Annotated in this window: 11 protein-coding genes and 1 pseudogene; 7 read left to right on the top strand and 5 right to left on the bottom strand. The window is 71.9% G+C overall.

Features of this window, described 5'->3' with window-relative positions; genetic code table 11:
• Positions 1-517, top strand: a pseudogene (locus ASF38_RS19090) (succinate--CoA ligase subunit beta); the annotation flags it as partial.
• A gap of 10 nt (positions 518-527) precedes the next feature.
• Positions 528-1,421, top strand: a complete 894-nt coding sequence (sucD, locus tag ASF38_RS06930; protein ID WP_055969374.1) for a succinate--CoA ligase subunit alpha — start codon at positions 528-530, stop codon at positions 1,419-1,421.
• Between the two features lie 207 nt (positions 1,422-1,628).
• Here sucD and ASF38_RS06925 read toward each other — a convergent pair whose 3' ends face one another.
• Positions 1,629-3,449: a sigma-70 family RNA polymerase sigma factor gene (locus tag ASF38_RS06925; RefSeq protein WP_055969372.1), complete on the bottom strand. Its 1,821-nt coding sequence runs from the start codon at positions 3,447-3,449 to the stop codon at positions 1,629-1,631.
• 70 nt (positions 3,450-3,519) lie between these two features.
• On the opposite strand from ASF38_RS06925, the gene ASF38_RS06920 reads away from it, so the two are divergent.
• Genes ASF38_RS06920 through purH form a run of 3 tightly spaced genes read left to right on the top strand, consistent with a single transcriptional unit; the run spans position 3,520 to position 6,855 of the window.
• Positions 3,520-4,746, top strand: coding sequence for a DUF6350 family protein (locus ASF38_RS06920; protein ID WP_055969369.1), 1,227 nt, complete (start codon positions 3,520-3,522; stop codon positions 4,744-4,746).
• Positions 4,652-5,287, top strand: coding sequence for a phosphoribosylglycinamide formyltransferase (gene purN / locus ASF38_RS06915; RefSeq protein ID WP_055969366.1), 636 nt, complete (start codon positions 4,652-4,654; stop codon positions 5,285-5,287). The genes ASF38_RS06920 and purN overlap by 95 nt, the downstream gene beginning before the upstream one ends.
• A complete protein-coding gene (gene purH, locus ASF38_RS06910; protein ID WP_055969365.1) occupies positions 5,284-6,855 on the top strand; it encodes a bifunctional phosphoribosylaminoimidazolecarboxamide formyltransferase/IMP cyclohydrolase in 1,572 nt (523 codons plus the stop codon). Before purN ends, purH begins: the two co-directional genes overlap by 4 nt.
• Before the next feature lie 18 nt (positions 6,856-6,873).
• On the opposite strand, the gene ASF38_RS06905 is transcribed toward purH, so the two are convergent.
• Together ASF38_RS06905 and ASF38_RS06900 are read right to left on the bottom strand one after the other, a co-directional pair.
• On the bottom strand, positions 6,874-7,494 hold the full coding sequence (locus ASF38_RS06905) for a TetR/AcrR family transcriptional regulator (RefSeq protein ID WP_055969360.1): 621 nt from the start codon (positions 7,492-7,494) through the stop codon (positions 6,874-6,876).
• A gap of 91 nt (positions 7,495-7,585) precedes the next feature.
• Complete coding sequence (locus tag ASF38_RS06900) at positions 7,586-8,239, bottom strand: TetR/AcrR family transcriptional regulator (protein WP_055969358.1); 654 nt, start codon at positions 8,237-8,239, stop codon at positions 7,586-7,588.
• Between the two features lie 159 nt (positions 8,240-8,398).
• On the opposite strand from ASF38_RS06900, the gene ASF38_RS06895 reads away from it, so the two are divergent.
• Both ASF38_RS06895 and ASF38_RS06890 read left to right on the top strand, forming a co-directional pair.
• On the top strand, positions 8,399-9,262 hold the full coding sequence (locus ASF38_RS06895) for a bifunctional methylenetetrahydrofolate dehydrogenase/methenyltetrahydrofolate cyclohydrolase (protein ID WP_056574654.1): 864 nt from the start codon (positions 8,399-8,401) through the stop codon (positions 9,260-9,262).
• 7 nt (positions 9,263-9,269) lie between these two features.
• On the top strand, positions 9,270-9,554 hold the full coding sequence (locus ASF38_RS06890; RefSeq protein WP_055969355.1) for a DUF3017 domain-containing protein: 285 nt from the start codon (positions 9,270-9,272) through the stop codon (positions 9,552-9,554).
• Between the two features lie 95 nt (positions 9,555-9,649).
• On the opposite strand, the gene ASF38_RS06885 is transcribed toward ASF38_RS06890, so the two are convergent.
• Entirely contained in the window at positions 9,650-10,636 is a 987-nt protein-coding gene (locus ASF38_RS06885; protein WP_056574640.1) for a malate dehydrogenase, read from the bottom strand.
• Between the two features lie 148 nt (positions 10,637-10,784).
• Complete coding sequence (locus ASF38_RS06880; RefSeq protein ID WP_056574637.1) at positions 10,785-12,383, bottom strand: catalase; 1,599 nt, start codon at positions 12,381-12,383, stop codon at positions 10,785-10,787.
• Between the last annotated feature and the right edge of the window lie 54 nt (positions 12,384-12,437).

The raw sequence follows: 12,437 nt of genomic DNA, 5'->3' as shown, positions 1-12,437 counted from the left end.
GCGCCACCCCGAGCACGAGGACTTCGTGATCCACGAGGAGGCCGACCCGCTCGAGGCGAAGGCCAAGGAGAAGGGCCTCAACTACGTCAAGCTCGACGGCGAGGTCGGCATCATCGGCAACGGCGCGGGACTCGTCATGAGCACCCTCGACGTGGTCGCCTACGCCGGCGAGAAGCACGGCGACGTGAAGCCGGCGAACTTCCTCGACATCGGTGGCGGAGCGTCGGCGCAGGTCATGGCCGACGGTCTCGACGTCATCCTCGGTGACCCGCAGGTCAAGAGCGTCTTCGTGAACGTCTTCGGCGGCATCACGTCGTGCGACGCCGTCGCGAACGGCATCAAGGGCGCGCTCGAGCTGCTCGGCGACGGCGCCACCAAGCCGCTCGTGGTCCGTCTCGACGGCAACAACGTCGACGAGGGCCGCGCGATCCTGGACGAGCTGAACCACCCGCTCGTGACGCAGGTGGACACCATGGACGGTGCGGCCGACAAGGCCGCCGAGCTGGCGAACGGCTGAAGGGGCTGACATGTCGATCTTCCTGACCAAGGACTCCAAGGTCATCGTCCAGGGCATCACCGGCGGCGAGGGCTCCAAGCACACCGCCCGCATGCTGGCGGCCGGCACGAACATCGTGGGCGGCGTCAACGCCCGCAAGGCCGGCACGACCGTCACCCACACCGACGCCTCCGGCGCCGAGGTGGAGCTGCCGGTCTTCGGCACCGTGGCCGAGGCCATCGAGAAGACGGGCGCCGACGTCAGCGTCGCGTTCGTCCCGCCCGCGTTCACCAAGGACGCCGTGATCGAGGCCATCGACGCCGAGATCGGGCTGCTCGTCATCATCACCGAGGGCGTCCCCGTCCAGGACTCCGCGGAGTTCTGGGCCTACGCCCAGGGCAAGAAGACGCGCATCATCGGCCCGAACTGCCCCGGCATCATCACGCCGGGCGAGGCGCTCGCCGGGATCACGCCCGCCAACATCGCGGGCAAGGGCCCCATCGGCCTGGTGTCGAAGTCGGGCACGCTGACCTACCAGATGATGTTCGAGCTGCGCGACTTCGGCTTCTCGACCGCCATCGGCATCGGCGGCGACCCGATCATCGGCACCACCCACATCGACGCCCTCGAGGCGTTCGAGGCCGACCCCGAGACGAAGGCGATCGTGATGATCGGCGAGATCGGTGGCGACGCGGAGGAGAAGGCGGCGGCCTACATCAAGGCCAACGTCACCAAGCCCGTCGTCGGCTACGTGGCCGGCTTCACCGCTCCCGAGGGCAAGACGATGGGCCACGCCGGCGCCATCGTGTCCGACGGCGCGGGCACGGCGCAGGGCAAGAAGGAGGCCCTCGAGGCCGCCGGGGTCAAGGTCGGCAAGACGCCGTCCGAGACCGCCGAGCTCATGCGCGAGATCCTCAACGGCTGACCTCACGTCTGCTGCACGAACGGGCCCCGACCGACAGGTCGGGGCCCGTTCTGCGTGCCCGCGGTGCTCCGCACCGAGCGGCCGTCGGGACCGCACGGTCGGCCCCCGCATGGTCGGCGCAGGAAGCCCGCCCCGGGACAGGTGGGACGAGAGCGGACGGCCCGGCTCAGGAGGCTCGGCTCAGGGGCCCGGCTCAGGAGGTCGGGCTCAGGAGGTCGGGGCGTAGGTGAGGCGCTCACCGGCCCGCTTGACGAGGGCCTCCCAGGTCTTGCGGTCCACGTCGTAGTCGCCCACGGGCGTCATGGTCACCTGGGCGACGGCCTTGCCCCGCCGCACGATGCCCGTGCGGATGACGACGCGGTCGCCCTCGGAGACCTCGAGGCTGATCTTCCAGGACCGGCCGCTGAAGCCGGAGCCCTCGATCTTCTTCTCCTGGGTCACCTCCGCGGAGAGGTTCGCGTCGGGGCAGTCGTCGATGTCGTCGCGCACCTTGTCGACGAGCTTCTTCGCCGCGTCGTCGCTGGAGTACCGCCCGACCGTCTCGGTGATGCCGAACTCGGCGGGGACGCCGACGGCGTCGGGGATGACGAAGACGCGCGAGGCGGTGGACTCCAGGCCCTTGCGGCGGAAGTCGGCCTCGTCGCACTGGGTGGCTGCGGGGTTGGTCTCCGGTCGCAGCGGTCGGGTGCCCGACCACACCTTGTCGATGTCGGCGATCGGCGGCAGGTCGACGGTGCCCAGGAAGGCCACCGAGCTCGACGTGCGCGGCGGGATGGTCCGGACGACCTCGAAGTCGTCGGTGCAGCGTCCGCCGCTGTCACGGCAGACCTTCTCGACGGACGCGTTGAGCGCCGTCGCGAACGCCTGGATGTCCGGGCCCGAGGCTCCGGTGCGCTCGTGGACCAGCGTGCTGGTGACGCGGCCGGAGTGCGCGAGGCCGACGGTGAAGACCTTCTGCGGCGACCGGTGGGACCGCAGGCGCAGGATCTGGAAGTCGCCGAACGGGCGCTTGACCACGTAGGAGCCGACCAGCTGGACGCGTGGGTGGCTGCAGTCGGCGTACCAGCCCAGCGTGGTGTCGTAGGCCTTCTCCGCGGCGGCGGTGTCGCGCGAGACCTCGATCGACTCGGCGACCCGGTCGTCGGCGTCGCCGCTGCCGGCGAACGTGCGCACGAAGACCCGCAGGGGATCGGAGTCGGCGAAGCGCTGCGGCGGGCACGTGGCGTACGGGGTCTCGTTCTTCGGGTCCTCGTCGGTTCCCGACGACGACCACCGCTGGTCGGGGTCGAGCCGGGCCACCTGGGCCGGGGACAGCAGGTTCTCGGCGGTGATCTTGCGTGCCTCGAGCACCAGGTCGGGGCGCTCCGCGCCGAGCTTCTCGCGGTACGGCAGGTCGCTCTGCGTGGCCAGGGCGTCGCCGTCGGTGGCCACCAGCCCGCCGGCGAGCACGGCGACGACGCTCGCCGCGACGAGCGCGACGGTGTTGCGGCGTCGACCTCGACGCGCTGCCGTCCGCACCTCGTCGGCTCCGGGCATGCTGAGCTGCCCGGTGACGGCGCCGAGGCCCTTGAGCCGGTCCTCGAGGTCGGCGAGCGAGAGGTCGAGGCGCTTCTCGAGGCCGTCGAGCGCCGTGGTGACCGCCTCGATGCCCTCCTCGGCGCTCACCCCGACCTCGCGCGAGGCCTGGTCGAGGTCTGTGTCGCCCAGGGTCAGCAGGACGATGAGACGGCGGTCGTCGGCCGACAGGTCGTGCAGCGCCTCGAGGAGCGCGGTGTCGGCGTCCTCCTCGTGGCGGCGTCGCAGGGGATGGGTGCCACGGCTGAGCGCGGTGAGCTTCCACGCCTCGGTGCGGACGTAGGCGAGCGGGTCGCGCTGGCGGATCTTCGACCAGTCGCGCCAGGCCCGACGGTAGGCGTCGACGGTGGCCTCCTGGGCCACCTGGCGGTCGCCGCACATGGCGTACACCGCACGCAGACAGGTCGCCGAGGTCGCCTCGTAGAAGCTGGTGAACTCGTCGACGCGGGTCATCGAGCTCGCCTCCTCGGGGGTGTCGGCGTGGCTTGTCGGAACGCCACGACCTTACCGGGAGGATGGTGGGGTGAACCCGACCGTCGCGACCGCACCGCTGCGTCCGGGCTTCCTCACCGCGATCCTGACCGTGATCACGGCCTTGGTGCTGGGCTCGGGGGTGGCGCTGCTGAGCGGGGCCGACCTCGTCCCGGCGCTGCGCACGGGCGCCCGCGCCTGGCTCGTCCTCCAAGGCTCCGGCCTCGAGCTCCAGGGCGCCACGCTCGGTCTCGTGCCGCTCGGTGGGGTGCTGCTGTGCGTGGCGCTGACCGCTCGGGTGGCGCACGCCATGACGCCGGACCCGGTGGACTCGCCGGGCGCGTTCGCCGCCACCGTCGCGGGGACCTGCGGCGTGCTCGCCGCCGTCCTGGCCAGCGTGGCCAGCACTCCCTCGATCGTCGTGCACCCCGTGCGCGCGGCAGCGGCGGCCTTCGTGGTCTCCGGTGTCGGCGCCGCGCTCGGGGCCACGCTCCCGCACGGACGCGGCCGTGACCTCTGGCCCGACGCGTGGCGTCGGGCCGACGTCCGCCAGGCCGTGCGCGCCGGCGCCCTGGGCGCGCTCGTCCTGCTCGCCGCGGCCGCGGTCGTGGTGCTCGCGCTGCTGGTGCTGCACGTCGACCGGGCGTCGCAGCTGTGGGCCCTCCTCGATCCGGGTCTCGCGGGTGCTCCGGCCCTCGCGCTGCTCTGCCTGCTCGCCGTGCCGACCATGGTCGCCTGGGCGACGTCGGTCCTGCTCGGCCCCGGCTTCGTCCTCGGGTCCCAGACGTCGGTCGACCTCACGGGGTCCCAGCTCGGTGCCGTCCCGGGGCTGCCGGTGCTGGCGGCCCTGCCCGCGCCCGGCGCCTTCGGCGACGTCGTGGTCGCGCTCGGTCTGCTGCCCGTGCTCGCCGGGTTCGTGGCCGGGTGGCGGCTGCCGCGCTCGTCCGGTCCGCTGCTGGGCATCCACGACCGGCCCGTGCTCGCCCGGTGCGCCCAGGGCGCGGTGGCCGGCGGCGTCGCGGGCCTGCTCGTGGGGGTCGTGGTGGGCATCTCCGGGGGCGCCGTGGGTCCCGGACGCCTCGCGGAGGCGGGCCCGCCCGCACTCACGCCCCTGCTCGTCGCGGTGCCCGTCATGGCCCTGGGCGGTGCGCTCGGTGCGTTGGCGTCGCACTATCGTGGCGCCCGTGCCCCAGAGTCCGCGACGTCAGAGCGCTCGCCTCGTCGTCCTCGTCTCCGGCTCCGGCACCAACCTCCAGGCCCTGATCGACGCGACGACTGACCCGACCTACGGCGCCACGATCGTCGCGGTCGGCGCCGACCGCGACGGCATCGAGGGACTCGCCCGCGCGGAGCGTGCAGGCGTCCCCACGTTCGTCGAGCGGCTCGGCGACCACCCCGACCGCGACTCCTGGGACGCTGCCCTGACCGAGCAGGTCGCCGCCCACGAACCCGACCTCGTCGTCCTCGCCGGCTTCATGAAGCTCGCCGGACCCCACTTCCTGGCCCGCTTCGGCGGTCGCACGCTCAACACGCACCCGGCGCTCTCGCCGTCGTTCCCCGGCATGCACGGCCCCCGTGACGCGCTCGCGTACGGCGTCAAGATCACCGGGGCCACGCTGTTCGTCGTCGACGCCGGGGTCGACACCGGGCCGATCGTGGCCCAGGTGGCCGTGCCGGTGCTCCCCGACGACGACGAGACCACGCTGCACGAACGCATCAAGACCAGCGAGCGTCGCATGCTCGTCGACTCCGTCGGCGAGCTGGCGCGCCGCGGCTTCACCCTCAACGACCGCACCATCGAGCTCGGAGACCCTGCATGAGCACACGACAGATCAAGCGCGCCCTCGTCTCGGTGTACGACAAGACCGGGCTCGAGCAGCTGGCCCAGGCGCTGCACGCCGCCGACGTCGCCATCGTCTCGACCGGGTCGACGGCCCGCACCATCGAGGCCGCGGGCGTCCCCGTGACACCGGTCGAGGAGCTGACCGGCTTCCCCGAGTGCCTCGACGGCCGGGTCAAGACCCTGCACCCGCGCGTGCACGCCGGCATCCTGGCCGACACCCGGCTGGAGTCCCACACGGCCCAGCTGGCCGAGCTGGGCGTGGAGCCGTTCGACCTCGTCGTCGTCAACCTCTATCCCTTCCGCGAGACGGTGGCCTCGGGCGCCACGCCGGACGAGTGCGTCGAGCAGATCGACATCGGCGGTCCCTCGATGGTGCGCGCGGCCGCCAAGAACCACCCGAGCGTCGCGATCGTGACCTCGCCCGACGCCTACGCCGACGTCTCGCAGGCGCTGGCCGGCGGCGGCTTCACGCTCGAGCAGCGCAAGCGGCTCGCGGCCCAGGCCTTCGCCCACACCGCCGCGTACGACGTGGCCGTCGCCGAGTGGTTCGCCGGCGAGTACACGCGTGACGAGTCGGTCGACGGGGGCTGGCCGGCCTTCGCAGGGTCCGCCGGCACGCTGACGTCGGTGCTGCGGTACGGCGAGAACCCGCACCAGCAGGCCGCTCTCTACGCCGACGGCACCGGTGGTCTCGCCTCCGCCGAGCAGCTGCACGGCAAGGAGATGAGCTACAACAACTACGTCGACACCGACGCGGCGCGACGCGCGGCGTTCGACCACGACGAGCCCGCCGTGGCGATCATCAAGCACGCCAACCCGTGCGGGATCGCCGTCGGCGCCGACGTGGCGCAGGCGCACGCCCGCGCCCACGCGTGCGACCCGGTGTCCGCCTTCGGTGGCGTCATCGCCGCCAACCGGCCGGTGAGCGTGGCGATGGCCGAGCAGGTGGCCGAGGTCTTCACCGAGGTGATCGTGGCCCCCGACTACGAGCCGGGCGCCGTGGAGGTGCTGCAGGGCAAGAAGAACATCAGGATCCTGCGGTCACCCGCGCCGGCGCAGACCGACGGCGCCGCGACCGACACGGAGGTGCGCCCGATCTCGGGTGGGCGACTGGTCCAGCAGGTCGACCACGTCGACGCCGCAGGTGACGACCCCGCCTCCTGGACGCTGGTGTCCGGCGATCCGGCCGACGACGCGCTCCTCGCCGACCTGGCCTTCGCCTGGACGGCGGTCCGAGCGGTCAAGTCGAACGCCATCCTCCTGGCCAAGGACGGCGGGTCGGTGGGCATCGGCATGGGACAGGTCAACCGGGTCGACTCGTGCCGTCTGGCCGTCGAGCGAGCGGGCGAGGATCGGGCCCGGGGTGCCGTGGCCGCGTCGGACGCGTTCTTCCCGTTCGCCGACGGTCCGCAGATCCTCATCGACGCGGGCGTGCGCGCCATCGTCCAGCCGGGCGGGTCGGTGCGTGACGACGAGACGATCGCCGCAGCGCAGGCTGCGGGCGTGACGATGTACGTGACCGGGACGCGTCACTTCTTCCACTGACGCGCGGTCGGCGCGGCGTCAGGAGCTCGTGCGCAGACCGTCCTCGAGGACGCGCACGACCTGGCGGCGCAGCAGCGCGGCCACGGAGGCGATGTCGTCCGACGGGTCGGTGATCGACACGAGGGCTCCGGTGTAGAGCACCGACAGCGCCCGGACGCACTCGACGCTGTCCTCCACGCCGGCGGCCTGGACGAGCGAGATCATCGACGCACCCACGTTGGCCCGCATGGCGTGCAGGTCGTCCATGAGGTGGGGCCGGGAGAACGTCGCCAGGTAGACCTGCATCTGCTGCGCAGCCGACGTCGAGGTGTGGTCGGAGAGCAGCCGCTCGAAGATGGCCCCGACCTCGTCGGGGGTGAGGACGGTGCCGGGCTCTGGCTGCAGCGCGTTCCAGGTCTCGTTCCAGGACGCGAGGGTCTGGCTGAACACCACGTCGACGAGCTGCTCGATCGAGGCGAAGTAGTAGGACACCGTGGCGAGCGGCACGTCGGCGGCCTCGCTCACGGACCGGTGGGTCACGGCCTTGGTGCCACCCTCGGCGAAGAGGGTGGCCGCGGCGGTGATGAGCTGGTCACGGCGGACCCGGCTGCGTTCCTGGCTGAGCCGGGCACGTCCCCCAGGAGGGGTGCTGTCGGTCATGAACGGCCGCGTCCGGGGCTGGGGACGTCCAAGGCACCAACGAGCATGATCGCGTCGTCCTTCGCTTCGTGTACCCCGAGACTGTTGATCGTCAGTCTAATGACGCACCGGTCGCTTTGGCGAGAGCCCCGTCGATCACGTCTCGTCCCAGGAGGTGGGCGCCGACCAGGTCGCGCAAGGTCTCGCTCATGCGCTCGGCCTCCTCGGTCTCGGAGTAGAGGCCCGACTGGCGGCGCAGAGCGGTGCCGGCCACCGCGGTCAGGAGGGCGCCGGCGAGTCGCTCGGGGGCGGGGACGCCGAGAGCCGTGAGCCAGCCGATGGTGAGCTGCTCGAAGCTGCGAAGCGCGCTGGCGGCCTCGTCGCGCAGGGCCTCGTCGCGGGTCGCGGCGAGGTAGATCGAGAGCTCGAGGGCGGCGACCTCGGGACCGCGGGCCGAGAACACGCCCACGATGGTGGGGGTCACGTCGCAGACCCGCAGCGTCCGGGGCCCGGAGTCGAAGCCGGCCAGCGTGTCGAGCGAGGCCCGCCACCGTCCGATGTGGTCGCGCAGGGCCTCGCGGAGCAGCTCCTCGATCGAGGCGAAGTAGTAGGTGGTGGTGGCCGGGGGGAGCCCGGCTCGTCGTGCGACCGCGCGGTGCGTGACGGCGCGTGCGCCGCCTTCGGCGAACAGCTCGATGGCGGCGGCGACGAGCTCGTCGCGTCGCTGCCGACTGCGCTCCTGGGACAGCTGTGCCCGCGTCGTCATCCGTCACCCTCTCCCGTGCGGTGCCGTGCGGCACCGGGACCGTCCTGCCGATCTGCAGCGTGACCACCGAGGCGGGTCACTCTCCCGGACCTGAGTGTAGGGGGAGTGTCCATCGGGTCATGTTCCTCGCGGGCGCCGAGCCGTGACAGACTCGTGCGCGTGACGGCGCAGATCCTCGACGGCAAGGCGGTGGCCGCGGCCATCAAGACGGAGCTCACCGGCAGGGTGGCAGCCCTGCGGGAGCGTGGGCTGGTGCCGGGTCTGGGCACCATCCTGGTCGGCGACGACCCGGGTAGCCGCTGGTACGTGGACGCCAAGCACCGCGACTGCGCCCAGATCGGGATCGAGTCGATCCGCGTCGACCTCCCGGCGTCGGCGACGCAGGCCGAGATCGAGGCGGCGGTCGACGGCCTGAACGCCGACCCCGACTGCACCCTCTACATCGTGCAGCTGCCGCTGCCGCGCGGGATCGACGAGAACGCCGTGATCGGCCGGATCGACCCGGCGAAGGACGCCGACGGGCTGCACCCCACCAACCTGGGCTGGCTGGTGCTCGGTGAGCCCGCCCCGCTGCCGTGCACGCCCCGCGGGATCGTGGAGCTGCTGCGCCGCCACGACGTGCCGATCGCGGGGGCGAACGTCGTGGTCGTCGGTCGCGGCATCACCGTCGGCCGTCCCATGGGACTGCTGCTCACGCGACGCTCGGAGAACGCCACCGTCACGCTGTGCCACACGGGCACGCGCGACCTCGCCGCCGAGGTGCGGCGCGCCGACATCGTCGTCGCCGCGGCCGGCGTGCCGGGCATCATCACTGCCGAAATGGTCAAGCCCGGTGCCGCCCTGCTCGACGTCGGGGTCAGCCGCGACGAGGCCGGCAAGATCGTCGGCGACCTGCACCCCGGCGTGATGGACGTGGCCGGCTGGGTGGCCCCCAATCCCGGCGGCGTGGGTCCGATGACGCGGGCGATGCTGCTGAGCAACGTGGTCGACGAGGCCGAGAAGATCGTCGCGAGCCGGGGATGACGGCGCGGTGAAGGTGCCTCTGCCGCGCAGCCGCGGATCGCAGATCTACCTGCTCCTGCTCGTGGGGGTGGCGGTCGGGCTCGTCCTCGTGGCGTTCGGCGCCTGGCGGGCCGGCCTGATGGTCGTGGGCGTGACGTTCGTGCTGGGCGCGATCGCCCGTGTGGTGGTGCCACCGGACCACGTGGGGATGCTCCGGGTGCGCGGCCGGACGTTCGACATCGTCTGGATGACGGTGCTGGGCGCGAGCCTGAGCCTGCTGGCCCTGATCGTGCCGCCCGGCCCGCCGGCCTGAGGCAGGGAACAGCCCGCCGGCCTGAGGCAGGACACGAACGACGCACGGTCCCCGTCCGGGTGGGAGGGGACCGTGCGTCGTGCTGAGGGTGGAGCTCAGATCAGGCCGAGCTCCTTGACCGCGTCGCGCTCCTCGACCAGCTCGGCCGCGGTGGCGTCCATGCGCGCCCGGCTGAAGTCGTCGATCTCCAGGCCCTGGACGATCTCCCAGTCACCGTTGCTCGTGGTGACGGGGTAGGAGTAGATCAGGCCCTCGGGGACGCCGTAGGAGCCGTCGGAGACGACGGCCATGGAGGCCCAGTCGCCCTCCGGCGTGCCGTGCAGCCAGTCGCGGGCGGCGTCGATGGTGGCCGACGCGGCGGAGGCGGCCGACGAGGCGCCGCGCGCCTCGATGATGGCCGCGCCGCGCTTGGCGACGGTCGGGATGAAGGTGTCCTCGATCCAGGCCTGGTCGTCGACGACCTCGGCGGCGGGACGGCCACCGATCTCGGCGTGGAAGACGTCCGGGTACTGCGTGGCGGAGTGGTTGCCCCAGATGGTCAGCTTCGTGATGTCGCCGACCTTCGAGCCGGTCTTGGCGGCCAGCTGGCTGAGTGCGCGGTTGTGGTCGAGCCGCGTCAGGGCGCTGAAGCGCTCGCGCGGGATGTCGGGCGCGTTGCTCATGGCGATGAGCGCGTTGGTGTTCGCCGGGTTGCCGGTGACGCCGATGCGCACGTCGTCGGCCGCGACCGCGTTGAGGGCCTTGCCCTGGGCGGTGAAGATCGCGCCGTTGGCCTCGAGCAGGTCGCCGCGCTCCATGCCCTTGGTGCGGGGGCGGGCGCCCACGAGCAGGGCCAGGTTGACGCCGTCGAAGATGTGCTCGGCGTCGTCACCGATCTCGACGGAGTCGAGCGTGGTGAAGGCGCAGTCGTCGAGCTCCATCACGACGCCCTCGAGCGCCTTGAGGGCCGGGGTGATCTCGAGCAGCCGCAGCTGGACCGGGGTGTCGGGTCCGAGCAGGGCGCCGGAGGCGATCCGGAAGAGGAGGCTGTAGCCGATCTGGCCGGCGGCGCCGGTGACGGCGACCTTGACGGGAGTGGTCACTCGATGCTCCTTGAGGTGGTGGGGCGACGGAGGTCTGTACGGATGAGCTGAGGTGCGGATGAGCCGAGGGGCGCCCGGACCAGGGCACTGTGACGAACGTAACGCAGGCCCCCCTGCGCGTGCAGGGGGGCCGTCACGTCACGGAGGGTCAGCCGGCGTGGGTGCGGGTCTCGACGAGGGCGTTGGCGGTCAGGTCCTTGGCCTGGTCGTCCTCACCGCCGGGGTTGTCGCCCCCGAGGCCGGCCCGCGTGAGCTCCTCGATCTGCTTGCCGGTGTCGGCATCGACGTTCTTCCAGTAGTCGAAGGCCCGCTCCAGGACGTCGCCCTTCACCCCGCCGAGCAGGTGGCCGGCCACGGTCTCGACGAACCGCTCGCGCTGGGCGTCGTCCCAGACGTCGCGCACGAGGGCGCCGGCCTGGCTGAAGTCGTCGTCGTCCGGGCGGAGGGTGTAGGCCTGGCGCACCATCGCTCCGTCGGCCTCCCAGCCGTCGTCGACGGGTCCGGTCTCGTCGCTGTAGCCGCGCCCCGCGCTGTTGGGCGCGTACTTCGCCTCGTCGCCGCTGTGGTCGTAGGCCATGGGACCGTCGAACGTGTAGGTGTTGTGGTGCGCCACGTTCTTCGGCCGGTTCACCGGCAGCTGGTGGTAGTTCGGCCCGATGCGGTAGCGCTGGGTGTCGGAGTAGGAGAACACTCGGCCCAGGAGCATCTTGTCGGGGCTGAATCCGATGCCCGGCACGATCGCCGACGGCTCGAAGGCCGCCTGCTCGATCTCGGCGAAGAAGTTCTCCGGGTTCCGGTTCAGGGTCATGGTCCCGACCTCGACCAGCGGGTAGTCCTCGTGCGGCCACACCTTGGTGAGGTCGAACGGGTTGAGCCGGTAGGTCTTCGCGTCCTCGTACGGCATGAGCTGCACCGACAGGCGCCACGACGGGAACTCTCCGGCGTCGATGGACTCGAACAGGTCGCGACGGTGGAAGTCGGCGTCGTGGCCGGCGATCGTGTCGGCGTCCTCGCCGGTGAGTCCCTGCACGCCCTGCTGGCTGTGGAAGTGGTACTTGACCCAGTGCTTGTCACCGGCCTCGTTGATCCACAGGAAGGTGTGCGAGCCGTAGCCGTTCATGTGCCGCCAGGAGCGCGGGATGCCGCGATCACCCATCAGGTAGGTCACCTGGTGCGCGGACTCGGGGTTGAGCGACCAGAAGTCCCACTGCATGTGGTTGTCGCGCAGCCCGCTGGCGCCGCGTCGCTTCTGGCTGCGGATGAAGTGCTGGAACTTCATCGTGTCGCGGACGAAGAAGACCGGGGTGTTGTTGCCGACGAGGTTGTAGTTGCCCTCGGTCGTGTAGAACTTCAGCGCGAAGCCGCGCGGGTCGCGCCAGGTGTCGGGGGAGCCCTGCTCGCCCGCGACGGTGGAGAACCGCGCCAGCATCTCGGTCTCGACGCCGGGCTGGAAGAGCGCGGCCTTGGTGTACGCGCTCACGTCCTCGGTCGTCGTGAAGGTGCCGAAGGCGCCGGAGCCCTTGGCGTGCACGTTGCGCTCGGGCACGCGCTCACGGTTGAAGTGGGCCATCTGCTCCAGCAGGTGCCGGTCGTGGAGCAGGATCGGGCCGTCGGCGCCGAGGGTCAGGCTGTTGCGGTCCGAGCCGGCGGGTGCGCCGGTCTCGGTGGTCGAGCCCTTCTTGGCCTCGGGGGTGGGTGCGGTCGCGACGGCCGTGCCGTCGTCGGGCTGGGGGACGTGGTGCGTCATGGTCCGCTCCTTCGAAGTCTGTGTCCCTCCACCGTCACCCGGGAACCCGGAAGT

The organism is Aeromicrobium sp. Leaf272 (assembly GCF_001422865.1).
Taxonomy (GTDB): domain Bacteria; phylum Actinomycetota; class Actinomycetes; order Propionibacteriales; family Nocardioidaceae; genus Aeromicrobium.
The sequence above is the reverse complement of the archived record's forward strand: the minus strand, read 5'-3'. Positions and strand labels throughout refer to the sequence as shown.